We start from the raw sequence: 25486 nt of genomic DNA, 5'->3' as shown, positions 1-25486 counted from the left end.
CACCTCCGCGGCCACGGATCGGAGGGCAGGACGATGACGGTGCCTTCGCATGCCGTGGGCGAGCGGTCCCGGCCCCCCGTGGACGACTGGTACGCGCGCACTCCCGAAGCGGTCGTGGCGGCCTTCGACGTCGATCCGGCGTCCGGTCTCTCCGCGGCCCGGGCCGCGCAGCTCCTGGCCGCGCACGGCCCGAACGCGCTGCCCGAGGAGAAGCGGCCCGCGGCCTGGCACCGGTTCGTCGCGCAGTACCGCAGTTACATGCAGATCGTCCTCGTGGCCGCGGCGGTCGTGTCACTGATCGTCCAGGAGTGGACCACCGCGATCCTGCTGATCGTCCTGACCGTGCTGAACGCGGTCGTGGGCCTGCGCCAGGAGGGCAGGGCCGAGAGCGCGATGAACGCGCTGCAGTCGATGATGAAGGCGACGGCGCGGGTGCGCAGGGACGGGACGGAGGCCGAGATCCCCGCCGAGCACCTGGTGGTCGGCGACATCGTGCTCATCGCCGCCGGGGACCAGACGGCCGCGGACGGACGCATCATCGAGGCCAGCGCACTGCAGATCGACGAGTCGACGCTCACCGGCGAGAGCGTGCCCGCCTCGAAGGACGCCGGCACCCTGGCGGGCCCCCTGCCGGCGCCCGGCGACCGGACGAACATGGCGTTCATGAACACGCCGGTCACCCACGGCAGCGGGGTGGTCGTGGTCACCGCGACCGGCGCCGGGACCGAGGTAGGCAAGATCTCCGGGATGCTGCAGGCCACCGAGAGGGAGACACCGCCGCTCACCAGGGAGCTCGACAGGCTGACGCTGTGGATCACGGGGGCGGCGGCCCTGACCATGGTCGTGATGTTCGTCCTCGGCCGTCAGCGGGACCAGGCCTGGGACGTCCTCTTCGTCAGCGCGGTCTCGCTGGCCATCGCCGCCATCCCCGAGGCCCTGCCGACCGTGACCCAGGCGATCCTGTCCGTCGGCAGCCTCAACCTCGCGAAGCGCAACGCCATCGTCAAGGAACTGCCGTCGGTGGAGACCCTGGCGTTCACGTCGGCCATCAACTCGGACAAGACCGGCACCCTGACGATGAACCAGATGACCGTCGTCGAGGTCCTGAGTCCCACCGACCGGTACACCGTCTCCGGCACGGGGTACGGACTCGACGGGCGGATCCACCATGCGGCGGGCGCGACGGACTCCGCCGCCGGCCTGGAGGACGCGATCCTGCCGTACCTGGTGGCCAGCGACGCGAAGCTGGTGGACGGCGACGTGGTGGGCGATCCCACCGAGGGCGCGCTGCTGGTGCTCGCGCACAAGGCCGGGCTGGACGTCGACGCCACCAGGGAAGGCCTCCCGCGGCTCGCCACGCTGCCGTTCGACCCGGAGTACAAGCTGATGGCCACCTTCAACGCGGCGGTCGACGCCTCCGGACGGCAGGTCGTGCGGTGTTTCGTCAAAGGCGCCGTTCCGGCGGTCCTGGCGCGGGCCGCCACCGCGCTCGCGGCCGGCGAGACCGTCCCGTGGGACGCGGAACTGGTCGCCCGCGCCGACGCGCAGACCCGGCGCATGGGCGGCGAGGGCCGCCGGGTGATGGCCGCGGCCACCCGTGATCTGGACCCGGCCGGCTTCGACCCCGACGGCGACCTCCTCGCCCACGTCACCGAGCTGCGGATCACCAGCCTCGTCGGCATGGTCGATCCGCCCCGCCAGGACGCCCGGGCGGCCGTGGCCGGCGCCCAGGCGGGGCACATCCGGGTCCGCATGGTGACCGGCGACGACGTCACCACCGGCGCGGCGATCGCCCGGCAGCTCGGCATCCCCGGCGAAGCGGTCCTCGGCGCCGACTTCGCCGCCCTGAGCGAGGACGAACGGCTCGCCCGCATCGACGACATCGGCGTGGTGGGACGCGTCGCACCCGAGCACAAGGTGCTGCTCGCCGACACGCTCAAGAAGAAGGGCGACGTCGTGGCGATGACCGGGGACGGCGTCAACGACGCGCCCGCCATCAAGGCCGCCGACATCGGCATCGCGATGGGCAGCGGCACGGACGTGGCGAAGAACGCCGGACGGATGATCCTCTCCGACGACGCCTTCGCCACCATCGTCTACGCCGTGGAGCAGGGCCGGCGGATCTACGACAACCTCACCAAGTACATCCGGTTCGTCCTGCTCCTGCTGGTCACCTTCGTCCTGACCTTCCTCGGGGCCACCGTCCTCGACATCGCCGCCGGTGAGCCGTTCACCCCGCCGCAGGTGCTGTGGATCCACTTCGTGGTCAACGCCTCGTTCGGCTTCGCGCTCGGCTTCGACCGGGAGAGCCCCGGGCTGATGCGCCGCAGGCCGCGTCCGCGCGGGGAGTCGGTGCTGACCCGGCCCGTCCTGGTGACGGTCGGGGCCGGCGGCCTCGCGATCACCGTCCTCCTGCTCGCGCTGATCAAGCTCGGCCAACGCCACTTCGACAGCGTCGGGACCGGACAGTCGATCGCGTTCACCGCCTTCGCCCTCTGTCTCATCGTCGCCGCGTTCGAGTGCCGCAGTGAGACGGGCTCGGTGCTGACGACGTCCGCCTTCGACAGCAGGCAGATGAACTGGGTGGCGCTGACCCAGTTCGTGCTCGCGGTGCTGGTGACCCAGATGGACGGCTTCCGCCGCATCCTCGGCACGACCCGCATCGACGCGCGGCAGTTCGGCTGGGCCCTGCTCGCCGCCCTCGCGCTGCTGCTCCTGTGGGAACTGGGCAAGTTCCTGGCCCGTAGGATCAGGCGCGCCTGACGCGGGCGGCGGGGCAGAACGGAAGGACGGCCCGTGACGAGCCAGCACACCGGCCGCAGGCCGTCCTCCCCGTGGTGGCGGGCCGTGCCCGGGATCCGCGCGGTGTCGTCCTACCGCCGCGAGTGGCTGGTCAAGGACCTGGTCGCGGGCGTCGTCCTGACCATGCTGCTGGTGCCGCAGGGCATGGCGTACGCCGAGCTGGCGGGCCTGCCGCCCATCACCGGCCTGTACACGACGATCCTCTGCCTGCTCGGGTACGCGGTGTGCGGGCCGAGCAGGATCCTGGTGCTGGGCCCCGACTCCTCGCTGGGGCCGATGATCGCCGCGACCGTGCTGCCGCTGGTGGCGGCCGACGGCGATCCCGACCGCGCCGTCGCCCTGGCGTCGGTCCTCGCGCTCATGGTGGCGGCCGTCATGATCCTGGCCTCGGTGGCGAAGCTCGGCTTCATCGCCGACCTGATCTCCAAGCCGACGATGATCGGCTACATGAACGGCCTGGCCCTGACCATCCTGATCGGCCAGCTGCCCAAGCTGCTCGGCTTCAAGGTCGAGGCGGACGACCTGATCGGCGAATGCGTCGGCCTCGTGCGCGAACTCGGCGACGGGGCGGCGGTGCCGGCGGCCGCCGCGGTGGGCGGCGGCGGGATCGTCCTGATCCTGGTGCTCCAGCGCGTCCTGCCGAAGGTCCCGGCGGTGCTCGTGATGGTGGTCCTCGCGATCGCCGCGGCCACGGTCTTCGACCTCGGCGAGCACGGCGTCAGTCTGGTCGGGGAACTTCCCGAGGGATTCCCGCCGTTCACGATCCCCGACGTCCGACTCGCCGACCTCGCGCCGCTGTTCGGGGGCGCGCTGGGCATCGCCCTGGTGTCGCTGGCCGACACGATCTCCAACGCGTCGGCCTTCGCGGCCCGTACGGGGCAGGAGGTCCGCGGCAACCAGGAGATGGCCGGGGTGGGCGCCGCGAACCTGGCCGCCGGCCTCTTCCAGGGGTTCCCGGTCAGCACCAGCGGATCGCGTACGGCGGTGGCGGAACGCGCGGGAGCCAGAAGCCAGCTCACCGGCGTCGTCGGGGCGGCGCTCATCGTCCTGATGCTGGTACTGGCGCCCGGCCTGTTCCGCAACCTTCCCCAGCCGGCTCTCGCCGCCGTGGTCATCACCGCGTCGCTCTCCCTTGCCGACGTCCCGGGGGCGGTGCGGCTGTGGCGGCAGCGCCGGGCGGAGTTCCTGCTGTGCCTCGCGGCCTTCGTCGGCGTGGCGCTGCTGGGCGTGCTGCCCGGGATCGCCATAGCGGTGGCCCTGTCGGTCCTCAACGTCTTCCGGCGCGCCTGGTGGCCGTACAACACGGTGCTGGGGCGGGTGAAGGACCTGGAGGGCTTCCACGACGTCCGCTCCTACCCGGGGGCCGGGCGGCTGCCGGGGCTGGTGATCTACCGGTTCGACGCCCCGCTCGTCTTCGTCAACGCCAAGGCCTTCCGGGACGAGGTCAGGCGGCTGGCCGACGCCGACCCGCGGCCGGCCTGGATCGTGATCGCGGCGGAGCCCATGACCGACGTGGACACCACCGCCGCGGACGTCCTGGAGGAACTCGACGCGGTTCTCGACGCCCGGGGCGTGCGGCTGGTGTTCGCCGAGCTCAAGGACCCGGTGCGGCGCAAGCTGGAGCGGTACGGGCTGACCGGCGCCATCGGAGCCCGGGACTTCTTCCCCACCGTGGAGGCCGCCGTCGCCGCTTTCCGGCTGCGCACCGGGGCGCGGTGGACGTCCCCCGCCGCCGCCACCCCCGCCGGGAGCCCCGGCAGGCCCGAACCCGACGCCGAACCCGAACTCGACGCCGAACCCGACTCCGAACCCGCGTCCGAGTCCGACCCCAAGTCCGAGTCCGACCCCGAGTCCGACCCCGACCCCGAGTCCGACCCCGACCCCGACTCCACACCGGGCGCGGATCGGTCCACCGGCGAGCGGTGACCGCCGGCATGCCCGTCAACGGGTGACGGCATCGGCTCCGGCGCTGCCGGGGGCGAGTCCGCAGGCGCCGGACCTCGACGCGCCGTCCTGTCCCGTCATCTCCACGACGATCCGACCGTCGACGTCCAGGCTGTAGGCGATCGTGCAGGTCAGCTGACGCAGGGCGGTGTCGTCCAGCCCGTCAAGGGCGAGGGGCACGCGGGTCGTGACCCTGCCGGCCGTGGCGGCTCCGATCCGGACCGGCACGCCGGGGAGGGCGGCGGGGAGGGAGGTGTCCAGGCCGGCGGCCCGGTCCTCCTCGTGCGGGCCGGCGAGCAGCATCATGACGATCTTCTCCGGCGCCACCGGTGCCGCCGGCGGGCCGGAGCCCGCGTCCGCCGAGCCGTCCCCGACGGTCACGGTCGAGACCTTCACCGTCCGTATCACGGGGCGCACCCGGCCGTCGGGGGAGCGGAAGAAGAGCAGCAGGTCGGTGCTGCGGGTGAGGAAGGCCTGGACGGTGGCGGGACCGCCCGCCTCGATGACGTCGGTCTCCGGGATGCCGCAGCCGCCGAGCAGCGGAGCACCGAGCACGAGGGCCGCCGCGACGGCGGCGGCACGCCGGCGCATCCGCGCAACGCTCATCCGCCGGCCTCCTCCGCGTGGAGCGGTATCTCGACGGTGAAGACGGCGCCGCCGCCCGGCAGGTTCCCCGCGTGGATCGTTCCGCCGTGCAACCGCACGTTCTCCTGGGTGATCGCCAGTCCCAGGCCGCTGCCCGCCGAACGGGCACGGGCCGCGTCGGCCTTGTAGAAGCGGTCGAAGATGTGCGGGAGGGACTCGGGGCGGATGCCGGGACCGCTGTCCACGACCTCGGTGACCAGCACGGGCAGGCCCGGGGGACGCGCTTCGGTGCGCAGGCGCACCGTGACGGGCGCGCCGCCGTGCCGCAGGGCGTTGCCGACGAGGTTGGCGACCACCACGTCGAAGCGGCGCGGGTCGAGACGGGCCCGGATGCCGCCGGGCAGTTCGACGCGGACCCGGCCGTCGGTCCAGTGCCGGTGCTGCAGCGTCTTGCCGATGGCCTCGGCGACGTCGACCTCGTCGGTGTTCAGCTCGGCCGCGCGGGCGTCGAAGCGGGAGATCTCCATCAGGTCCTCGACGAGCACGGCGAGTTTTCCGGTCTCCGCGCTGACCAGCCGGACCGCCCGCGCGGTGTCGGCGTCCAGGTCGTCCGCGTCCTCGTCGAGGACCTCGGTGACGGCGAGCATCCCGGCGAGCGGGGTGCGCAGTTCGTGCGAGACGTCGGAGGCGAACCGGCGGGCGCGCTCCTCGGCATCGCGCAACTCCTTGACGGAGCGTTCCAGTTGCGCCGCCGACTCGTTGAAGGTGCGTGCCAGGTCCGCCAGTTCGTCACTGCCGCGCACCGGGATGCGGGTGTCGAGTCTGCCGCTGCCCATGCTGCGGGCCGCCCGGCTCAGTTCCCGCACCGGACGCAGCACGCTGCGGGCCGCGAGCAGGGCGGGGATCAGCGCGACGACGAGGCCGGGCACGGCGCCGTCCCGGGCGGCGGTGAGGAGCGCGTCGACGTTGAGCTGCTCGTCGGTCATCCGCATGACGGCGTACAGGACGAGACCGCTGGGCAGCACGCTCGACGCGCTCGCCTTGAAGACGGTGGGCATGGCGATGGTGAGGTAGGGGACGCCGTCCTTGACGACCCGCTCGAAGCTGCCGTGCGGGTCGGCCACCGCGGCGCGCCGCAGTTCGGGCGTGATGACGGTGGAGACGGGGTTCTCGCCCGAGGAGGCGCGCAGCGAGCCGTACTCGGCGAACACCACCCAGGGGTGCGGCTTGCCCTTGCGGGCGATGTCCCGCAGGACCTCCTCCAGGCCCTCCTTGCGCACCGGCAGGGAGAAGCCCGTCTGCTGGACCTGGTCGCGGAACGACGTGACCGCCGTGTCCTGGGCGGTCTCCAGCAGCGCGTTGCGGGCCTCACGGTAGGTCAGCGCGGCCGTCGTGCCGGCGCTGACGGCCGCGACCAGCAGGAATGCGAGCAGCAGCCGTGTACGCAGACCGAACGCCCTGACCCGCGACCGCTCTTCGGCGGGCGCGCCGTCTCGCCCCGCGTCGTCGCCGCGACGCGGGACGCCGCGCCGGAAGCCGGTGATCACAGCGGTCCGAAGCGGTACCCGAAGCCGCGCAGCGTCTGCACGTAACGCGGGCTGCCGGGCTCGTCCTCGATCTTGCCGCGCAGCCGTGCCACGCATGCGTCGACCAGCCGGGCGTCGGCGTGGTAGCTGTGCTCCCAGACGTGCTCCAGCAGTTGCTGCCTGCTGAAGACCTGCTCGGGGGCGGCGCACAGGTGCAGCAGGAGCTTGAGCTCCGAGGGGGCGAGGGCGAGCGGCCGGCCGGCTTTGGCGACGGTCAGTCCGACCCGGTCGACGGTGAGCGCGCCGTACACCTCGATGGCCGGGCGGCCCGGGTTGCCGTCGTCCAGGCGGCGCAGCACGGCCCGGATCCGGGCCTCGATCACCTCGGTCCGGGCGGGCTTGACGATGTAGTCGTCGGCGCCGGCCTCCAGACCGATGACCACGTCGAAGTCGTCGCCGCGCGCGGTGAGCATGATGATCGGCAGCTGGCTGCGCTCGCGGACCTGCCGGCAGACCTGCACGCCGTTCATTCCCGGCAGCATCAGGTCCAGCAGCAGCAGGTCGGGGCGGAACTCGGCCAGCGCGGCGAGGCCGGCCTCGCCGGTCGCGGCCGCCCGTACCTCGTGGCCGCGGCGGCGCAGACCGAGTTCGACGCCCTCGCGTACGGAAGGGTCGTCCTCGATGAGGAGCACGCGGGGCATCGGCGGTTCTCCCTCTGTGGTGGTCAGGTCCGTCGCGGTCGCCGGCGCAGGCCGCGGAGCAGCGTGTCGAGTTCGGCGAGTCGCAGCGGACGGGCGAGCAGGGCGAAGGTGAGGACGACGACGACCGCGCCGGCAGTTGCGGCGGCCAGGGCGCCCGCGCCCGCCGCGCCCAGGGCCGCGAGGCGGCCGAGCGCGGTGGCGGGGACGGCGGCGAGCAGCAGCCGCCCGTGGGCGCCGAGGGCGGACGAGCGCAGGGGGTGGGCGACGGCGAGCCGGCGGCTCAGCACCCGGCCGGTCACCGCACAGCCGGCGCACAGCGCCAGTGAGTACGCCCCCGCCATGCCGGTCACCGCCCAGCGGGCCGGCAGCAGGTGTGCGGCGGCCAGGGAGAGCGCCGCGTTGAGGGCGACGATCACGAGGTTGAGCAGGAACGGCGTCCGGGTGTCGGAGAGCGCGTAGAAGGCACGGGACAGGACGTACTGGCCCGACAGGGCGACGAGTCCCGGCGCGAAGGCCATGAGGATCCCCGCCATGGCGACCGTGTCGTCGGCGCTGGTCCTGCCGTACCCGAAGACGAGGGCCATCACCGGCTGGGCCAGCGCGAACAGCGCGCAGGCGGCGGGGACGACGGCCGAGGCGCTGACGCGCAGGGCGTGGGAGACGTCGCGTCGCACGGCGGCGGTGTCCCCGTCGGCGGCGGCCGCGCTCATCCGGGGCATCAGCGCGGTCACCACGGAGACGGTGACGATGCCGTGCGGGACGACCCACAGGACATAGGCGTTGTTGTACGCGCCGTATCCGGGGCCGCCTTCGAGGCCCGCGGTCGTGGCCAGCCGGGTGGTGACCCAGTACGCGGCCTGGTTGGCCAGCACCAGCAGCACCAGCCAGCCGGCCGAGCGCAGCGGGCGGGTCAGTCCGCTGCCGCGCCAGTCGAAGCGGGGCCGCCACCGGAAGCGGGCCGCGCGCAGCGCGGGAACGAGGGCGAGCGCCTGGACGACGATGCCGGCGGTCGTGCCCCAGCCGAGCACCGCGGTCTCGGTCGCGGTGAGCGTCTCCCCGCCTCCGAGGGCCAGGGCCAGGTACCCGCCGAAGACGGCCATGACGACGACGTTGTTCAGGACCGGCGCCCACATCATCGCGCCGAACCGGCCCCGCGCGTTGAGGACTTGACCGAGCAGGGTGAACAGTCCGAGGAAGAAGATCTGGGGCAGGCAGTAGCGGGCGAACGCGGTGGTCATGGCCGCCTGCGGGCCGGTGTAGTCGGTGTAGGCGTCGACGATGGCGGGAGCCGCCCACACCGCGGTCGCGGTGATCGCCAGCAGGGCGACGACGCAGACGGTGACCAGCCGGTCGGTGTACGCCCGCCCCCCGTCGTCGTGCTCCTTGGCGGCCTTGACCAGTTCGGGCACGAAGACGGCGTTCAGCGCGCCGCCGAGGAGCAGCATGTAGACGATGGTGGGCAGGGCGTTGCCGACGGCGTAACCGTCGGCGGTCCGCCCGATGGTGCCCACCGCTGCCGCGACGACCGCGGACCGGACGAAACCGGTGGCCCGGGAGACGACGGACCCGGCGGCCATGACGGCGGTGCTGCGTCCCGCGGAGGACGCCTTCGCCGTCTTCGCCGCGCCCGTCGTCTCCGTCGCGCCCGTGGCCTCCGTCGCGCCCGTGGCCTGCGTCGCTTCCGTGGTCCCCGTCGCCCCCGCGCTCCCGGCGTCGGCCGCGTCGGCCGGTATCGGCGTCCGCTTCATCGGCGGTTCAGGTATGCCTGGAAGGCACGGTGGAGCGCGTGGTTGGCGCTGCCGGTCATCGGTCTCTCCCATTCCCCCAGCGTCTCGACGACCTGTCCTCCGGTGCCGAGCTTCCAGCGCAGCAGTCCGTACGCACGTTCGTCGGGATCGAGAGTGGAGGGTACCCCGCGCATGTCGTAGACGTCGGCCCCGAGAGCGTGGGCGTCCAGCAGCATCCGCCACTGCAGGGCGTTGGAGGGCCGGACCTCTCGACGGTGGTCGGCGGAGGCGCCGGTCTGGTACCAGGCCCGCCGGCCGACCGTGATCAGCGTGTGGGCGGCCAGGACCTCTCCCCGGTGACGGGCGAGGTACAGCCGCATGCGGCCCGGTTCCTCGGCGTTGAGCGCGGCGTACTGACGCTCGTAGTAGGCGAGCGAGCGGCCCAGCCGGAAGCCGTCGCGCCGCTCGGTGATGCCGAGCAGCCGGTGGAACTCGGGGAGATCCGCCGCGCTGCCGACCACCACCTCCACGCCCTCCTTCCGGGCCCGGCGCACATTGCGTCGCCACTCCTGGTTGAGGCCGGACCACAGGTCCTGCGGAGTGCGTCCGGCGAGCGGCACCTGGAAGACGTGCCGGGGCTGGGCGTCACCGTCCTCGCCGGTCCCGTCGCCGCCGCAGCGGCGCCAGCCCCGGGCCCGCAGCCGCTCGGCGACGGCGGTGCCGAGCGGGTCGACCTCGCTGGCGAGGACGTCGCCCAGGCGGCGGCCCGGCCCGGTGAGCGGCTTGAGCAGGGCGGCGTCCCAACGCCGGTAGGCGGGCGACGGGCCGATGCGCACGGCGAACGCGCCCGAGCGGCGCAGGTGTTCGAGGAGCGGGTCGAGCCAGCCGTCGACGTCGGGGTCGTTCCAGTCGGCGACGGGCCCTTCGGGAAGGTACGCGAAGTACTTGCGGGTGCCGGGGAACTGCCGCAGCAGCACCAGGGCCACGCCGTTCAGCGCGCCCGCCTGCGGATCCGGTCCCCAGCCGAGGAGTCGGGCGCGCCAGCCCTCCTTGACGTCGGCCCAGGACGGGCACTGGAGGAAGCCGGCGCCGAGGGCGGCGCCGTCCGGGGTCTCGAGGAAGGCGCGGTAGGTCTCGGCGGTGATGGGGCGCAACGTCACGCCCCGGTCCCGGGCTTGGCACACACGACTGGGCGGCACGAGCAGCGCTGACACGGTCTGAGCCTCTCCTTCTCCCCGGACCTGTCGCGGGGACACAGCAGATGCTCACCGCGGCCCATGACCGCTCCGCGCGGTGAATGTGACCGGACCATGACCGTTCCTCACCAGTGGCCGTCACATTGCTCCATAGTGTCTGACCTCGGGTTTTCCGGCTCTACAGTCACGTCATCGCCGACTCACCGACGCCGTTCGCGTCCTTCTCGGAGGTCCCGTTGCCTCGTATACGCGTACTCACCCATGCCCGCGTCCGGGCCGCCGTCGTGGCCGCCCTGCTGGCGCCGCTCGCCGCCTGCTCGTCGAGCGCCGACCCGAGCGGGTCCGACGCCAAGGGACCGGCGGGCGCCGCCGACCGCCCGGTCACGGTCACCGTCACACCGACGGGAACGGGGGTCCCGGCGGGCCGGCCCGTGACGGTCACCGCCGCGGGCGGCCGACTCACCTCGGTGACCGTCGCCGACGCCGAGGGCCACCGGCTCGCCGGGAAGGTCGCCGCCGACGGCCGCTCATGGGTCTCCGACCGCAAGGCGGTGCCCGGCGCGGCGTACACCGTGACGGCGGCGACCCGGACCGACGGCGGCACCGCCAGGAGCACCAGGGCCGCGTTCACCACGGCTCCGGCCGGCAAGGTCAACAAGGTCGACTGGCGACCGGGCGCCCGCGCCACCGTCGGCGTCGCCCAGCCCGTCTCCCTGGTCTTCGACCGCCCGGTCAAGAACCGCGCCGAGGTCGAGAAGCAGCTGAGGATCACCACCTCGAACGGCACCAAGGGCTCCTGGGGATGGATACGCGACTGGTCGGGCGGCGACCGGGTGGACTGGCGGCCCGAGGCGTACTGGAAGCCCGGGACCGAGGTCACGCTGAACGCGGAGCTGAACGGCACCGACTCGGGCCCGGACGGCGGCTGGTTCGTGCGCGACTACACGACCACCTTCACCGTCGGCGCCCGGCAGATCGTCAAGGTCGACCTCGACAGCCATCAGCTCACCCTCGAGCGGAACGGCCGGACGGTGCGGCGCATACCGGTGTCCGGCGGGACGCCCGGCGGCGACAAGCGCTCCTGGCGCGGCACCGCCGTGCTCATGGCCAAGGAGGGCACGATCAACATGAACTCCGAGACGGTGGGCCTGGGCAACGCCTACGACAAGATGGTCGACTACTCGATGCGGCTGACCTGGTCGGGCATGTACGCGCACGCCGCGCCGTGGAACGCCCGCTTCTTCGGCTCCGCCAACCACAGTTCCGGATGCATAGGGATGAGCGACGCGAACGCGGCCTGGCTGTACGGGCAGGTGCGGCCGGGCGACCCGTTCGAGATCACCGGCAAGGAGACCAAGGGCGTGGTCGCGCCCGGGAACGGCTTCGGCACGTGGAACCTCTCGTGGGCCGAATGGCAGCAGAAGAGCGCACTGCGCTGAGACACGGCCGCTCCGGCGGCTCGGCGGAGCGGCCCTCCGCCGAGCCGCCGGACGACGGACGCGCCGGCGGACAGCGCTGGACGGACGCCGCTCGGCGGACAGCGCTCGCCGGACGCAGCACGCCGGACGCCGGACGCCTCAGCCTGCCCCGCGACCTCCGCCCGCGCGGCCGGAGCGCAGCGCGGTGTGGACGCCCCAGCCGGCCAGCGCGCCGACCGCGTACCAGAGCAGGTCCGGGGGATTGAAGGTGGAGCCGAGCACCAGACGGGCGAGGGCGCTGCGCCGGGAGAGGTCCGCCGGCACGGAGCTGAGCTGGAGGAACTCGACGGCCCAACTGGCGGCCAGCGCGCCTCCGGCGGCCGTCAGAGGCGTCACCCGTGGCGCGAGGGCGACGATCAGCGTGAGCAGCAGGACGGTGTACAGCGCGTCCCCGCCGTACTTGGCCACGTCACCGGCCGCCACGGCCCGGAGCCCGAGCCCCGCGCCGAGGGTCAGGACCGCGGCGCCGGCCGCCGCCCGCCTGGTCCGCGGCGGGTCGGCGGCGGCTCCGCGGGTCTCCGAGATGCCGGTCACAAGGCCTCATACTGCCGGACGGCCGTGCGGTCGTCAGGCCGCCTGCGGTGCCGGCACCGCGAACCGCGGCGCCGGGACCTGCGGCAGGGTCCGCTTCGCCAGGCCGGCGAGGGTGGCGCCGGGACCGATGTCCAGGAACGCCGTGGCGTCCAGCTCCTCGTGGAGGACGTGCAGGGTGTCCGCCCAGCGGACCGGGCTGACCAGCTGCCGGGCGCACAGCTCGCGCCAGTGGTCGCCGCCCCGGTGCGCCCGGGCGTCGACGTTGGCCACCACGGGGATCGACCCCGCCGCGAAGCGCGTCCGTTCCAGGGCGCTGCGCAGTGCCGTGCCGGCCGGCTCCATGTAGGGGCTGTGGCAGGCGGCGGTGACCGGCAGGACGGCGTAGCGCAGACCGGCTCCGGCCGCACGGGCGGCGGTGGCCGCCACGGCCGTGCGACTGCCGGCGACCACCGTCTGCCGGGGGCTGTTGTGATTGGCCACCCACAGCTCGGCGCCGTCCCGGCGGGCCTCCTCCACCAGGGCCCTGACCTGCTCCGGGCCGCCGCCCATCACGGCGGCCATCGCTCCGGGCCGCCGCCGGGCCGCCGCCGCCATGGCCCGGCCCCGCTCGCCCACCAGCCAGGCGCCGTCGGCGGGCGTCAGCACCCCGGCGGCCACGAGAGCCGAGTACTCCCCGAGGCTGTGTCCGGCGACGGCCGCCACCTGCGCGGACGGATCGTGCCGGCGGAACTCCGACCAGGCCAGCAATGACGCGGTGAACACCGAGATCTGAGCGTGGTCGGTGCGGGACAGGGTGTCCTGATCCGCCGTCAGCAGCAGCTCTGCGACGTCGAACCCGCTGGCCCGGGAGACGGTGTCGACCAGTTCCCAGGACGGCGTGGCCCGCCACGGCTCGCCCATGCCGGGGCGCTGCACCCCCTGGCCCGGAAAAAGGACGGCGTACCGCGGCTCGGCGGTGAATGCGTGAACGTGCGCGACCATGATCTGCCCTCTCGATGCTTCCGACAACGGCCGGAAACATCGTCCGGTGACGCCGCTCAAGTTCCGGACCGTGTTCTCCTCACGCCCCGGCCTGCCCTTCGCTCAAGGCCCGGAAAAGGAATCGGCGCCTGTTTCAGGGCTTGAGTCAGGCATTGTCCGTGACCCCGAACCCTTCTTTCGGGCGGCCTCGTTCCAGAGGCGTCCGGATGGGAGGACAAGGCATGACGACCCTGGTCGAGAACCCCGTGGCGCACAGCCCGGCGCCGCCTGCCGCGCCGGAACCCGAGCGGCCCGACAGCATGCATGTGCGGGTGGAGGAGCTGCGGCGGCTGCGTGCGGAGGTGCACGCGGGCCCAGGACAGCGGGCCACCGAGGCGCAGCACGCGAGAGGCAAGCTCACCGCCCGCGAGCGCATCGGACTTCTGCTGGACGAGGGATCGTTCACCGAGCTGGAGCCGCTGCGCCGGCATCGCGCGACCGGCTTCGGCCTGGAGCGCCGCAGGCCGCACACCGACGGCGTGGTCACCGGGTGGGGCGCCGTCGAGGGCCGTCAGGTCTTCGTCTACGCACACGACTTCCGCATCTTCGGCGGGGCGCTCGGCGAGTCCCACGCGGCGAAGATCCACAAGCTGATGGACCTCGCGGAGGCGGCCGGCGCCCCGCTGGTGAGCCTCTGCGACGGCGCGGGCGCCCGCATCCAGGAAGGGGTGACCGCGCTCGCCGGGTACGGCGGGATCTTCAGCCGCAACGCGCGCGCCTCCGGCGTCGTCCCGCAGATCAGCGTGATCCTCGGCCCGTGCGCGGGAGGCGCGGCCTACTCGCCTGCGCTCACCGACTTCACCTTCATGGTCCGGGGCGTGGCCCAGATGTTCATCACCGGACCGGACGTCGTGCGGGCGGTCACCGGCGAGCAGGTGACCATGGACGAACTGGGCGGCGCCGACGTGCACGCGTCGGTGTCGGGGGTGGCCGCGTTCGCGTACGACGACGAGGCGAGCTGCCTGGAGGACGTGCGCTACCTGCTGTCGTACCTGCCGTCCAACAACCGGCAGTCCGCGCCCGTGCTGCCCTGCGACGATCCGGCGGACCGGCGCACCGACCGGCTCGCCGGCCTCGTCCCCGCCGACCCCTCGCGCGGCTACGACGTGCGGGAGGTCGTCGAGGAGATCGTCGACCACGGCGAGTACTTCGAGACGCACCCGACCTGGGCGCCCAACGTCGTGTGCGCGCTCTCCCGGATCGACGGGCACGTGGTGGGCATCGTCGCCAACCAGCCCCTCGCCAGCGCCGGGGTGCTGGACATCAAGGCCAGCGAGAAGGCCGCGCGGTTCGTCTCCCTGTGCGACGCCTTCAACATCCCGCTGATCACCATGCTGGACGTGCCCGGCTTCCTGCCCGGCGTGGACCAGGAGCACAACGGGATCATCCGGCACGGCGCGAAGCTGCTGTACGCGTACTGCAACGCCACCGTGCCCCGCATCCAGCTGATCCTGCGCAAGGCGTACGGCGGCGCCTACATCGTCATGGACTCCCGGTCGGTCGGCGCGGACCTGTCCTTCGCCTGGCCCACCAACGAGGTGGCGGTGATGGGCGCCGAGGGCGCCGCGAACGTCATCTTCCGCCGGCAGATCGCCGACGCCGACGACCCCGCGGCGATGCGGGCGCGGATGGTCGAGGAGTACCGGTCCGAGCTGATGCACCCGTACTACGCGGCCGAACGCGGCCTGGTCGACGACGTCGTCGAACCGGGCGAGACCCGTGCGGTGCTGGCGCGTTCCCTGGCCATGCTGCGGACCAAGCACCGGGCGCTGCCGCAGCGCAAGCACGGGATCACCCCGCTGTGAGCGCCGAGCCCGGCGTGCCGTCGCCGTCCGACGCGCTGCGCGAGGCCGCGTTCCGTGTCGTCCGCGGCAACCCCGACCCCGCCGAACTGGCCGCGCTGGCCTGCGTGCTGACCGTGCTGCGGGCGCGCGCCGAGAGCGGCGCCGGCGACGCGGCCGAGCCCGCCGCCGCCCGCGCGAACTGGGACCGGGCCGGCCACGGCTACCGCGGCCCGCTCGCCTGGGTGGGCTGAGCGCCGGCTTGCGGCGCCCGCCCTTTGAGTCCGCTTTTAGTGAGCGCTTTGCCACCCCCCTCGACAATGAAATCACGCGAGAGAAAAGGGAATCGACCCCCACTCGCGCCGCATCAGGAGGACGAAGGAAATGACCTCTGAAGAAAAGAAGACCTGCCTGCCGGGTGCCGCCAACCTCGAATTCATGCGCACCGTGGACCGTTCCCTGCTGCACCGCTGGGCGCTTTCCGAGGTGTTCCTCACCGACGCCCGCAAAACCGGTGAGGAGGAATATCTCGCGGCCGCCCAACTGCCCCCGCTGCACGCTTACTACACCGAGCACACCTCGCGGCTCGGCACCCCTGACCCGATGCTGCTGCTGGAGTGCTGCCGGCAGGCCGAGACCTACGGCGGCCACGAGTACGCAGGGGTCTCGCGCAGCAGCAAGTTCCTGCTGCGGTCCTGGTCGATGGAGCTGCCGGGGCTGCTGACCCTCCCGCGGCAGGAGCGGCCGGGCGAGCTGCGCATCTCGGTGCGCACGAGCAACCGCCGCGGCACCCCGGGCGATGTGCGCCGGCTGTCCTTCGGCGTCGACATGAAGCTGGCGCAGCGCTGCCTCGGCTTCGTGCGGATGGACGTCGGCTACATCCCCTCCGAGGTCTACGACACGGTCCGCCTGCAGGGCCGTGGCCGGCCGCTGGTGCCGTTCCAGGACCTGCCCCGGCAGACCGCGTACGTCGCCCCGCACCTGGTGGGCCGCAGCGACCCGGCGAACGTCGTCCTCAGCTCCGTCACCGTGGGCAGCGACAACGCCTCCGCGTCCGTGCGGGTGCCGCTGGACAACCGCAGCATGTTCGACCACGGCCAGGACCACGTGCCCGGCATGGTGCTCATGGAGGCCGCCCGCCAGCTGTGCATGCTCGGCGTGTCCGACCTGTGGGGCGCCTCGGTCAGCCGCAGCACGGTCGCCGGCTTCGAGTTCTCCTTCACCCGGTACGCCGAACTGGACGTGCCCACGACGGTGCACATCCGCAAGACCGAGCCGTACGCGCACGAGGACAACCTCAGCCTGATGCTGCCGGACCTGCGGACCTTCCACATCGACTTCGAGCAGGACGGCGACGTCATCGCCTCCGGGCGGATGCACACCACCACCGCCTCCACGGGCGTCCCGCTGCTCGACGGCGAGGAGTGCATATGACCCCCGACGGCACGGCCGCCGGCGGCATGCCCCCCGACGGCGTCTGGCTCGCGCCCGCCGAGTGGCTGCCGCCCACCGCGGAGAAGACGGTGGACGCGCTGGCCGCCGGCCGGATCACCGCCGAGGAGGCGGACGCCATGGGGTACGGGCAACTGCCCGTCTCCCCCGAGCTGTCCGCCCCCCGCATGGCGGTGCGCGCCGCCCGGCTCGCCCTGACCCGGGCCGGGGCGCCCGCCGGGGACCTCTCCGCCGTCCTGCACGCCTGGACGTACTACCAGGGCCACGACTTCTGGTCGCCGGCCCACTACGTGGCCGCCGGGATCGGCGCCCTGGAGGCCGTCCCGACCGGCGTCCAGCAGATGTGCAACGGCGCGGCCGCCGCCCTGCGCACCGCGGTGCACCAGCTCGCGGCGCGGCCCGGCGACGGTCCGGTCCTGGTGACCACCGCCGACCGCTTCGCACCGCCGGGCTTCGACCGGTGGGGCGGCGACTACGGCGTCTGGTACGGCGACGGCGCCACCGCGGCCGTCGTCGGCACCGGGCCCGTGCCGAGGGGGGCGCTCTCCCTGCGCGCCCTGTGCACGCGTGCGGCGCCGGAACTGGAGAGCGCCCACCGGGACACCGACGGCTTCCACCCGGCGCCGCACACCCGCGGTGCGGCAGTCGACGTCCGCCGGACCAAGAAGGCGTTCCTCGCCGAACAGGGCAAGCCGCGCTTCCTCGACCGGCTGCGCCGGGAGACCACGGCCGTCCTGGCCGCCGCACTGGCCGAGGCGGGCGTCGGCGCCGGCGGGGAGCGGCTGAGCGCCGTGCTGCTGCCGCGGCTCGGCCGGGCCACGGCACGCGAGGTGTACGGCCCCGCCGTCGCCGAGGTCACCGACGCACCGCCGGCCGACCTGGGCGAGTACACGGGCCATCTGGGCGCCGGCGACCTGCTGTCGAACCTGGCCGCCCTGGCCGCGGACAGCGGCCCGCACCGCCTCGAACGCGGCGCGTACGCGGCCGTGCTGAGCGCGGGCGCCGGGTTCACGTGGAGCGCCGCCGTGGTGCGGCGGACCTGACCCGGCGGACGTCACCCGCCCCCTTCGCTGTGCACCCCGCTCCACCCCACCGCACGTGCCGAACCTCTTCGCATGTCGCTGAACTTCGTCGAAAGGACTGTCATGGCGTTCCCCCAGCGCGAGGACCCCGGAGAGCGGCGTCCCGTCCTCGTCGTGGGCGCCGGCCCCGTGGGACTGGTGCTCGCCACCGAACTGCTCGCGCAGGGCGTCGCGGTACGGCTGGTCGACCACTCGGCCGCCGGCCCCGCCCAGCACTCCCGGGCCAGCGTGGTCTGGCCGCGCAGCCTCGAGCTCCTCGGCCGCATCGGCGCCTCCGAGCCGCTGATCGAGCTGGGCAACCGGCTGGACTCGGTGCAGTACTACTCCGACAAGCGGCACCTCGGCGCCATCGAGATGAGCCGGCTCACCGACACCCCCTATCCCTTCGGCGTGGTCGTCCCGCAGGACACCACGGAGGAGGTGATCCGCACCCGGCTGGCGGCGTACGGCGGCGAGATCGAGTCCGGCTCCCTCACCGGGCTCGACACCTCGGGGCCCCGGCCGGTCGCCGAGGTGCTGCGGGCCGACGGGCGCACCGAGCGCATCGAGGCGGACTGGGTGATCGGCGCGGACGGCGCGCACAGCGCGGTGCGCCGCTTCGCCGGGATCGAGTTGCTGGGCGCCGGCGACGACGTGCTGTTCGCGATCGGCGACGGTCCTGTGGCCGGCGACCTGGACCAGCACGCGCTGGTGTACTGCTACTCCCGCTCCGGCGCACTGGGGATCGCCCCCTTCGGCGACGGCCAGTACCGGCTCGCCATCAGCGTGCCGGACTGGCGGGGGGAGCAGGGGCCGCCGCCCGAGCTGTTCCAGCGCTTCCTCGACGAGCGTTCCCCGCGACCCGGCGTCGTCGGCGAGCTCGACTGGTCCACCATCTTCCGGGCCCGGCGCCGGGTGGCCGAGACCATGCGCGCGGGCCGGGTCTTCCTCGCGGGCGACGCGGCCCACGTGTTCAGCGCCGCCGGCGCGCAGGGCATGAACACCGGCATCCAGGACGCCGTCAACCTCGCCTGGAAGCTGGCCGGCGTGGTCCGGGGCGCCTTCGAACCGGGCATCCTCGACACCTACGACAGCGACCGCCGTCTGGCCGCGGAGCGCATCGTGCTGACCACCGCCAAGCAGACCGGCTGGGGGCTGTTCAAGCGGCGCCACGAGCTCGCCCTGCGCGACGTCACCGTACGGCTGGCGCACCGGACCGGGGTGCTGCAGCGGTTCGGCGGCCCGCTGATGGCGCAGCACGACGTCAGCTACCGGCCGGCCGAGTCCCTGCGCGACACCCTGCCGGGGCTGACCCGCAGGATCCGCGTCGGCGACCGGCTGCCGGTGTTCGCCGCGCACGACGAACCGCAGCCGGGCGCCGAACGCTGGCCCTCGATCGACCCGGCCCGCCTGACGCTGCTGCTCTGGGCCGGCGAACGCCAGGACTCCACATGGCTGACCGCCCGTGCGTCCGTCTCGGCGGCCGCCCCCGACGGTGTCCCGGTCCGGGACATCTCCGCGTGGCCGGGTTTCACCCCCCTGCTCGGCACCGCCCCCAGGGCCCTCGTGGTCCGCCCCGACGGCCATGTGGCGGCGATCGTCCCGCCCGAGCCGACAGCGGTCCGTACGGCGCTGCGCAGGGCGGGGAGCAGCTTCCGGGCGGGAATCGGCCTCCGGGCGGGAAGCACCCCTGAGCCTGCCGCAGGGGCCACGCCGGCCGAGGCGGGCACGCCTGACGCCGGGGGCGCGGCGGTCGAGGCGGATGCGCCCATCGAGGCGGATGCGCCGGTCGAGGCGGATGCGCCGGTCGACGTGGGTGCGCCGAACGCCGGGGGCACGCCCGGCGCCGCGGTCGCCGCGGCGGCGGCGCTGCCGCAGGCTCCGGCCGCCCGGGTCACGGCCCTGGCGGCGCACGCCGACCGTACGGGCGGCCGCGAGCCGGGGGAGCTGGCCTCATGAGCCGCGTCGCGGTCCTGTGCGGTCTCGGCGGCGCCCTGCCGGAGACGGCCGTCTCCAACGAGGAGCTGGCGGAACAGCTCGACACCTCCGACCGGTGGATCCGCACCCGGACCGGGATCGGCCGGCGTCATGTCGTCGCCGCCGGCGAGGCCACCTCCGACCTCGCCGTGGCGGCCGGCCGGGACGCCCTCGCCTCGGCCCGCAGGACCGGCGGGGAGGACGCGGCCGGAGTGGACTTGGTGGTGCTGGCCACCAGCACGCCGGACCGGCCGTGCCCGGCCACCGCGCCGGACGTCGCCCACCGGCTCGGCCTCGGGACGGTGCCCGCCTTCGACGTGTCCGCCGTGTGCACGGGGTTCGTGTACGCGCTGGCCACAGCCACCTCCATGATCACCGCGGGGGTCGCCGAACGGGCCCTGGTGATCGGGGCGGACGCCTTCTCGACCATCCTCGACCCGGCCGACCGCACCACCCGGGCCATCTTCGGCGACGGAGCCGGAGCCGTGGTCCTGCGGGCGGGCGGGGCGGACGAGCCGGGTGCGCTGCTCGGCTTCGACCTGGGCAGCGACGGATCGGGCGCCGACCTGATCACCGTGCGCGCCGGAGGCTCCCGGCAGCGCTCCACGCCCGGGCCCCCGGACGACGGGGACCACTTCTTCACCATGGACGGCCGCCCGGTGTTCACCCGGGCCGTGCTGGACATGAGCCGGTCCTCGCAGACCCTCCTCGACCGGATCGGCTGGACGCCCGCCGAGGTGGACAAGGTCGTGGCGCATCAGGCCAACATCCGCATCCTCAACGCCGTGGGCGAGCAACTCGGCCTGGAGGAGAAGCAGATCGTGGCCAATCTGGACCGGGTCGGCAACACCGTGGCCGCCTCGATCCCGCTCGCCCTGCGCGACGCCGCCGCCGACGGCGAGCTGCGGCCAGGCCACCGCGTGCTCCTCACCGGGTTCGGCGGCGGCCTCACCTGGGGCTCGGCCGCGCTGGTCTGGCCGGCCCTGGAAGCCGGCTGACCCCACCGGCGCGCCGAGAGACACCGGCGCACCGACAACCCCCAGGGCCACACCACCCCACAGCCCCACCACCGACAGCCCCACAACACACCGACAAAACCGAGAACACCCCGAAACCGGCAACACCGAGAAAAGAACCACGAGAGGAAACCACCATGAGCACTCCCGTCATCCAGGTCCAGGAGTCCCTCAAGCACCGCGTCTCCGTCCTGATCAGCGAGAAGTTCGGCCTCGACGAGGCGGAACTGCTCTCCGGCGCCACCTTCGACGAGCTGGAGATCGACTCCCTGATCCTCGTGGAGCTGAGCCTGATCCTGCGCAAGGAAATGGGCATCGTCCTTCAGGAGGGCGAGCTGAAGTCCGCCTTCACCCTGGACGAGGCCGTCAGCGTGATCCGCGCGAAGGCGGATCAGGCATGAGCGGCGTGGCCCGGGGCCGCGGGGTCGCGGTCACCGGCATGGGCCTGGTCACCCCGGCCGGCATCGGGGTGGCGGAGAACTGGCGGCGCGTGCTGTCCGGCGTCTCCGCCGGGGCCACCGACCCCGAGCTGAAGGGCGAGAAGGTCGACATCTCGTGCCGGGTTCCCGGCTTCGACCCGACGGCCGAGCTGGGCCGGCGCACCGCCTGGAAGCTGGACCGCTTCACCCAGCTCGCCGTGGTCGGCGCCCGGCAGGCGGTCGCCGACTCCGGTCTGGACACCGGGTCGTGGGACTGCACCCGGGTGGGCGTGGTCATCGGCAACTCGCTGGGCGGCGCGGCCACCCTGGAGAAGCAGCTGCGCACGTACTCCGAGGGCACCCCCGAGGACGTGTCCGCGCTGATGATCCCCATGAGCATGGTCAACATGGTCGCCGGATACGTCGCCATGGATCTGCGCATCCACGGTCCCAGCCTGGTCACCGCGACCGCGTGCGCGTCGGGGGCGTCCGCGATCGGCACGGCCCGCGAATGGCTGCTGTCCGGACTGTGCGACGTCGTCCTGGCCGGCGGCACCGAGTCGGCGATCAGCCCCGGCACGCTCAACGGACTCTCCCGGATGGGCGCGTTGTCGGGCCGAACCGACGAACCCGGCGCGGCCTCACGGCCGTTCGCGGCGGACCGGGACGGTTTCGTGGCCGGCGAGGGCGCGGCGATCCTGGTGCTGGAGCGGTGCGCGGACGCCACCGCCCGGGGCGCCCGCCGCTATGCGGACATCGCCGGTTTCAGCGCCACGTCCGACGCGCACCACGCCACCGCCCCGCACCCGCGGGGCGAGGGCCTGGCCCGGGCGCTGCGGGCCGCCCTGGACGACGCCGGCGTGCTCCCCGACGAGGTGGAGCACGTCAACGCGCACGGCACCTCCACCCCGATGAACGACCTCACGGAGGCCCGTGCCCTGCACTCGGTGCTCGGCGACCGCGCGGCGATCTCCTCCACCAAGGGCGTCACCGGCCACACTCTCGCCGCGGCAGGCGCCGTCGAGGCGGCGTACACGGCGCTGGCGCTCTACCACGGCGCGGTGCCGCCCACCGCCAACGTGCAATCGCTGGACCCGGCGATCGACGTCGACATCGACGTCGTCACCGGAGCGGCCCGGCACCGGCGGATGAGCGTCGCCGCCAGCACGTCCCTGGGGTTCGGGGGGCACAACGCCGCCCTGGTCCTCACCGCCGCGGCCTGACGGGGCCGGGGTGTCCGCACCACCCCGGCCCCGGCCCGACCGCCTCACAGGAAGGAACGTGCCCTTGAGCACGCGCAGCCTCGGTCCGACCGGATTCGACGTCCATCCCGTCGGCCTCGGGTGCATGGGAATGAGCTGGGGCTATGCCGAGTCCCAGCGCGACGACACGGTGTCGGTCGCGGTGATCCGGCAGGCCCTGGACGCCGGCCCGGTCCTGCTGGACACGGCCGACGCCTACGGCGAGGGCCACAACGAGACCCTCGTCGGCCGTGCCCTCGCCGGACGCCGCGGCGACGCCGTGGTGGCTACCAAGACCGGCATCGTCGTGGACGACCTGGCCACCCGCGCACTGAGCCGCGACGGTTCCCCCGAGCACATCCGCCGATCGGCGGACGCCTCCCTGCGCCGGCTCGGCGTCGACGTCATCGACCTGTACTACCTGCACCGCGTCGATCCCGCCGTACCGCTGGAGGAGTCGTGGGGCGCGCTGGCCGAACTGGTGCGCGCGGGCAAGGTGCGCCACCTCGGGCTGTCGGAGGTGACCCGGGAGCAGGCCGACGTCGCCCACCGCGTCCATCCGGTGGCGGCGGTGCAGTCCGAACTGTCGCTGTGGACCCGCGAACCGCTCGATCCGGGCACCGGGATCTCCGGCTGGTGCGCCGCGCACGGCGCCGCCTTCGTGCCGTTCGCACCGCTCGGCCGGGGATTCCTCACCGGCCGCTACACCCGGCCGGACGATTTCGAGGCCGGCGACTTCCGGGCCGCCAACCCCCGTTTCACCGGGCCTGCGTTCACCGCCAACCTGCGCATCACGCACACGGTGGAGAAGGTGGCCGCCCGGCACGGCGCGACCGCCGCCCAGGTCGCCCTGGCCTGGACCCTCGCCCAGGGCGACCACGTCGTCCCCGTCCCCGGCACCAAGCAGCCCCGCTATCTGGCGGACAACCTGGCCGCGGCCGCCCTGCGCCTGACCGCGCAGGACCTGCGGGACCTCGACACCGCCCCCGCCCCCACCGGCAGCCGCTACTGACGGCGCACCGGCCCCCGCCCCGGCGCCCGCCGACGGACCCGCCGACGGTCTCCGACCGTCCTCGACCGCGCTGGACGACCCTCGGCAACCCCCGACCGCCCCGACCGCCCTGACCGCCCTGACCGCCTCGACAAGCAGGAGCACACCATGCCCGATCAGCCGGACGGCGCCCCCGCGCCGTCTCCGTACACCGTCACCGTCGTCGGTCTGGGCGGCACCGGACTGGCCCTGGTGCGCCGACTGGCCGGCGCGGGGCTCACCGTCGTCGGCGTCGACGACGACCCGGCGGCTCTGGGCCGCGTCCGGGACCTGAGCCCGTCCGAGCGCCCCCGCACCGTGACCCGCTTCCCCGCCGGGGTCGCCACGGCCGACCTGGTCATCGAGGCGGTGCCGGAACCGGCCGCGCTGAAGCGGCTGGTGCTGGCCAAGGTGCGCCGGCACCTGCGGCCGGGCACCCCGGTGCTCACCACCGCGCTGACGACGTCCCTCGCCGACCTCGAGGAGGCCGCGGGCCCCGACCTGTTCGCGCTGCGCTTCCTGCGCGCCGACGACCTCGACGCCGTGGAGGTCGCCCGAGCCGCCCGCGCCGGGGACGCCGCCGCCGAGCGGGTGGAGCACATCCTCACGGCGGCCGGGATCACCGCGCACCGGGTCGTCGACCGCCCCGGCTCGCTCGCGCCGGGTCTGCTGCTCGGCCTGCTGAACCGGGCCGCGTGGATGGTCCACGACGGGTACGCCACCGCCGAGGACGTCGACACCGCGATGCGGCTCGGCTGCGGCTGGCGTGAGGGGCCGCTCGCCGTGCTCGACGCGATCGGCCTGGACACGGCCCGCGACCTGCTCTCCCGCCTCGCCGAGACGTCCGACGGGCACGCGTCGCCGGCCCCGGTGCTCGACGAGCTGATCGCCCGGGGCGCGCTCGGCCGCAAGACGGGCCGCGGCTTCCACCGCCACGACCGGGGCCCGGGGCCGGGCCGTCCGGCGGAGCCGACCGCCCCGCCCGGACGCCGGGTGGTGGTCGTCGGCTCCGGGACGATGGCCACCGGCATCGCGGAGTCCTTCGTGCGCGGCGGCTTCGACACCACGCTGCTGGCCAGGACCGAGGAGAAGGCTCAGGCGGCCGCGGAGCGCGTGGAGTTCGCGCTGCAGCGCACGGGCCCCGACGTGGAGGGCGGGGAGAGCTGCTTCACGGCGACCGCGGACCGCTCGGTGCTGGTCGCGGTGGACCTCGTCGTCGAGGCCGTGGTGGAGGACCTGGAGGTCAAGCGAGCGCTGTTCGCCGAGCTGGGCGAGGTCTGCGCGCCGCGCACCCTGCTGGCGACGTCCACCTCCAGCCTGTCGGTCGCCGACTGCACCGAGCCGGCGGGCCGGCCGGCGGACGTGCTGGGCCTGCACTTCTTCAACCCGGCCCCGGTGATGCGCCTGGTGGAACTGGTTGCGGCGAAGGGCACCAGCGCGCACAACCTGGCCCGTGCCCGCGCGGTGGCCGAACGGCTCGGCAAGCAGGCCGTGCGCTGCGGCGACCGGGCCGGGTTCATCGTCAACGCGCTGCTCTTCCCGTATCTGAATCAGGCCCTCGAGCTGCTGGACGCGGAGGCGACGACGACCGCGGCGCTGGACGCGGCCGCCCGGAGCGTGGGAGGCCAGCCGCTGGGTCCGGTGCGGCTCCTCGACACGGTCGGCGCCGATGTGGCCCTGGAGGTGCAGCGCCGTCTCCATGCCGACCCGCGCTGCCGGTCGCCGCGGTCGGCCCCGCTGCTGGAGCAGCTGGTGGCCGCTGGGCACCTGGGCCGCAAGACGCCCGGCAAGGGCGCGCGCACCTACCTGGCCTCCCGGGCCGCCGCGCCGGTCCCCGCGACCGTCTGATCCCAACGCTCCCCGCGTCCCGCCCGGCCCCACCGCTCCGGGCGGTGGTGGAGGTTCTCGACGGCGCGCAGCCGGTGGACGGGCGCGGTCCTGGCCTCGGAGGGGGCCTGGGAGGGGTGCGCCGGGGGCTTTGTCCGGGCTTAAGGGC

Annotated in this window: 20 protein-coding genes; 13 read left to right on the top strand and 7 right to left on the bottom strand. The window is 73.9% G+C overall.

Going from position 1 to position 25486, the window contains the following annotated elements; translation table 11 throughout:
- Positions 1-33: 33 nt before the first annotated feature.
- Both ACN6LD_RS01720 and ACN6LD_RS01715 read left to right on the top strand, forming a co-directional pair.
- A complete protein-coding gene (locus tag ACN6LD_RS01720) occupies positions 34-2763 on the top strand; it encodes a cation-translocating P-type ATPase (protein WP_445042320.1) in 2730 nt (909 codons plus the stop codon).
- A 33-nt stretch (positions 2764-2796) separates the two neighbouring features.
- Complete coding sequence (locus ACN6LD_RS01715) at positions 2797-4728, top strand: SulP family inorganic anion transporter (protein ID WP_445042319.1); 1932 nt, start codon at positions 2797-2799, stop codon at positions 4726-4728.
- Positions 4729-4743: 15 nt separating this feature from the next.
- Here ACN6LD_RS01715 and ACN6LD_RS01710 read toward each other — a convergent pair whose 3' ends face one another.
- The 5 genes from ACN6LD_RS01710 to ACN6LD_RS01690 are packed head-to-tail and all read right to left on the bottom strand — an operon-like array spanning position 4744 to position 10499.
- A complete protein-coding gene (locus ACN6LD_RS01710) occupies positions 4744-5352 on the bottom strand; it encodes a hypothetical protein (RefSeq protein ID WP_445042318.1) in 609 nt (202 codons plus the stop codon).
- Positions 5349-6878 carry an ATP-binding protein gene (locus tag ACN6LD_RS01705; protein ID WP_415924883.1) on the bottom strand — a complete coding sequence of 510 codons (1530 nt, stop codon included), beginning with the start codon at positions 6876-6878 and terminating at the stop codon, positions 5349-5351. The genes ACN6LD_RS01710 and ACN6LD_RS01705 overlap by 4 nt, the downstream gene beginning before the upstream one ends.
- A complete protein-coding gene (locus ACN6LD_RS01700; RefSeq protein WP_107443160.1) occupies positions 6875-7558 on the bottom strand; it encodes a response regulator transcription factor in 684 nt (227 codons plus the stop codon). Before ACN6LD_RS01700 ends, ACN6LD_RS01705 begins: the two co-directional genes overlap by 4 nt.
- A gap of 23 nt (positions 7559-7581) precedes the next feature.
- Positions 7582-9306 (bottom strand): murein biosynthesis integral membrane protein MurJ, encoded by a 1725-nt coding sequence (murJ, locus tag ACN6LD_RS01695; RefSeq protein ID WP_445042317.1) that lies wholly within the window; start codon positions 9304-9306, stop codon positions 7582-7584.
- Positions 9303-10499 (bottom strand): lipid II:glycine glycyltransferase FemX, encoded by a 1197-nt coding sequence (locus tag ACN6LD_RS01690; RefSeq protein ID WP_319190697.1) that lies wholly within the window; start codon positions 10497-10499, stop codon positions 9303-9305. The genes murJ and ACN6LD_RS01690 overlap by 4 nt, the downstream gene beginning before the upstream one ends.
- A gap of 218 nt (positions 10500-10717) precedes the next feature.
- Here ACN6LD_RS01690 and ACN6LD_RS01685 point away from each other — a divergent pair, with 218 nt between their 5' ends.
- Complete coding sequence (locus ACN6LD_RS01685; RefSeq protein WP_445042316.1) at positions 10718-11920, top strand: Ig-like domain-containing protein; 1203 nt, start codon at positions 10718-10720, stop codon at positions 11918-11920.
- Positions 11921-12058: 138 nt separating this feature from the next.
- Here ACN6LD_RS01685 and ACN6LD_RS01680 read toward each other — a convergent pair whose 3' ends face one another.
- Both ACN6LD_RS01680 and ACN6LD_RS01675 read right to left on the bottom strand, forming a co-directional pair.
- On the bottom strand, positions 12059-12493 hold the full coding sequence (locus ACN6LD_RS01680) for a ribosomal maturation YjgA family protein (protein WP_445042315.1): 435 nt from the start codon (positions 12491-12493) through the stop codon (positions 12059-12061).
- 33 nt (positions 12494-12526) lie between these two features.
- The gene (locus ACN6LD_RS01675; protein WP_445042314.1) at positions 12527-13474 is read right to left on the bottom strand and encodes an ACP S-malonyltransferase; all 948 of its coding nucleotides are present in this window, start codon (positions 13472-13474) and stop codon (positions 12527-12529) included.
- 299 nt (positions 13475-13773) lie between these two features.
- Between ACN6LD_RS01675 and ACN6LD_RS01670 the strand changes: the two genes are divergently transcribed.
- The 10 genes from ACN6LD_RS01670 to ACN6LD_RS01625 all read left to right on the top strand — a co-directional run bounded on the left by ACN6LD_RS01670 (position 13774) and on the right by ACN6LD_RS01625 (position 25338).
- Positions 13774-15318, top strand: coding sequence for an acyl-CoA carboxylase subunit beta (locus ACN6LD_RS01670; RefSeq protein ID WP_319190720.1), 1545 nt, complete (start codon positions 13774-13776; stop codon positions 15316-15318).
- Positions 15315-15548 (top strand): acyl-CoA carboxylase subunit epsilon, encoded by a 234-nt coding sequence (locus ACN6LD_RS01665; protein WP_445042313.1) that lies wholly within the window; start codon positions 15315-15317, stop codon positions 15546-15548. Before ACN6LD_RS01670 ends, ACN6LD_RS01665 begins: the two co-directional genes overlap by 4 nt.
- A 130-nt stretch (positions 15549-15678) precedes the next feature.
- A complete protein-coding gene (locus ACN6LD_RS01660) occupies positions 15679-16728 on the top strand; it encodes an AfsA-related hotdog domain-containing protein (RefSeq protein WP_266723083.1) in 1050 nt (349 codons plus the stop codon).
- Positions 16725-17789, top strand: coding sequence for a beta-ketoacyl-[acyl-carrier-protein] synthase family protein (locus ACN6LD_RS01655; protein ID WP_319190707.1), 1065 nt, complete (start codon positions 16725-16727; stop codon positions 17787-17789). Before ACN6LD_RS01660 ends, ACN6LD_RS01655 begins: the two co-directional genes overlap by 4 nt.
- 102 nt (positions 17790-17891) lie before the next feature.
- A complete protein-coding gene (locus ACN6LD_RS01650) occupies positions 17892-19766 on the top strand; it encodes an FAD-dependent monooxygenase (RefSeq protein ID WP_445042312.1) in 1875 nt (624 codons plus the stop codon).
- Positions 19763-20782, top strand: a complete 1020-nt coding sequence (locus ACN6LD_RS01645; protein ID WP_445042311.1) for a beta-ketoacyl-ACP synthase III — start codon at positions 19763-19765, stop codon at positions 20780-20782. The genes ACN6LD_RS01650 and ACN6LD_RS01645 overlap by 4 nt, the downstream gene beginning before the upstream one ends.
- A 155-nt stretch (positions 20783-20937) precedes the next feature.
- Positions 20938-21201 (top strand): acyl carrier protein, encoded by a 264-nt coding sequence (locus tag ACN6LD_RS01640; protein WP_266723075.1) that lies wholly within the window; start codon positions 20938-20940, stop codon positions 21199-21201.
- Positions 21198-22442, top strand: coding sequence for a beta-ketoacyl-[acyl-carrier-protein] synthase family protein (locus ACN6LD_RS01635; protein ID WP_319190713.1), 1245 nt, complete (start codon positions 21198-21200; stop codon positions 22440-22442). The genes ACN6LD_RS01640 and ACN6LD_RS01635 overlap by 4 nt, the downstream gene beginning before the upstream one ends.
- A gap of 64 nt (positions 22443-22506) precedes the next feature.
- Positions 22507-23472, top strand: a complete 966-nt coding sequence (locus ACN6LD_RS01630) for an aldo/keto reductase (protein ID WP_445042310.1) — start codon at positions 22507-22509, stop codon at positions 23470-23472.
- A 147-nt stretch (positions 23473-23619) separates the two neighbouring features.
- Complete coding sequence (locus ACN6LD_RS01625) at positions 23620-25338, top strand: 3-hydroxyacyl-CoA dehydrogenase family protein (RefSeq protein WP_445042309.1); 1719 nt, start codon at positions 23620-23622, stop codon at positions 25336-25338.
- Positions 25339-25486 lie beyond the last annotated feature (148 nt).

This window comes from Streptomyces sp. SAS_272 (genome assembly GCF_052543235.1).
Note: the sequence above shows the minus strand (reverse complement) of the source record. Positions and strands in the feature narration are given on the sequence as shown.

Excerpts from the sequence above, each read along its gene's own strand:
- ACN6LD_RS01720 (WP_445042320.1), top strand. The coding sequence starts at position 34 with ATGACGGTGCCTTCGCATGCCGTGGGCGAGCGGTCCCGGCCCCCCGTG.
- ACN6LD_RS01670 (WP_319190720.1), top strand. The coding sequence starts at position 13,774 with ATGCATGTGCGGGTGGAGGAGCTGCGGCGGCTGCGTGCGGAGGTGCAC.
- ACN6LD_RS01660 (WP_266723083.1), top strand. The coding sequence starts at position 15,679 with ATGACCTCTGAAGAAAAGAAGACCTGCCTGCCGGGTGCCGCCAACCTC.
- ACN6LD_RS01655 (WP_319190707.1), top strand. The coding sequence starts at position 16,725 with ATGACCCCCGACGGCACGGCCGCCGGCGGCATGCCCCCCGACGGCGTC.
- ACN6LD_RS01710 (WP_445042318.1), bottom strand. The coding sequence starts at position 5,352 with ATGAGCGTTGCGCGGATGCGCCGGCGTGCCGCCGCCGTCGCGGCGGCC.
- murJ (WP_445042317.1), bottom strand. The coding sequence starts at position 9,306 with ATGAAGCGGACGCCGATACCGGCCGACGCGGCCGACGCCGGGAGCGCG.
- ACN6LD_RS01645 (WP_445042311.1), top strand. The coding sequence starts at position 19,763 with ATGAGCCGCGTCGCGGTCCTGTGCGGTCTCGGCGGCGCCCTGCCGGAG.
- ACN6LD_RS01640 (WP_266723075.1), top strand. The coding sequence starts at position 20,938 with ATGAGCACTCCCGTCATCCAGGTCCAGGAGTCCCTCAAGCACCGCGTC.
- ACN6LD_RS01675 (WP_445042314.1), bottom strand. The coding sequence starts at position 13,474 with ATGGTCGCGCACGTTCACGCATTCACCGCCGAGCCGCGGTACGCCGTC.
- ACN6LD_RS01650 (WP_445042312.1), top strand. The coding sequence starts at position 17,892 with ATGGCGTTCCCCCAGCGCGAGGACCCCGGAGAGCGGCGTCCCGTCCTC.
- ACN6LD_RS01635 (WP_319190713.1), top strand. The coding sequence starts at position 21,198 with ATGAGCGGCGTGGCCCGGGGCCGCGGGGTCGCGGTCACCGGCATGGGC.
- ACN6LD_RS01700 (WP_107443160.1), bottom strand. The coding sequence starts at position 7,558 with ATGCCCCGCGTGCTCCTCATCGAGGACGACCCTTCCGTACGCGAGGGC.
- ACN6LD_RS01625 (WP_445042309.1), top strand. The coding sequence starts at position 23,620 with ATGCCCGATCAGCCGGACGGCGCCCCCGCGCCGTCTCCGTACACCGTC.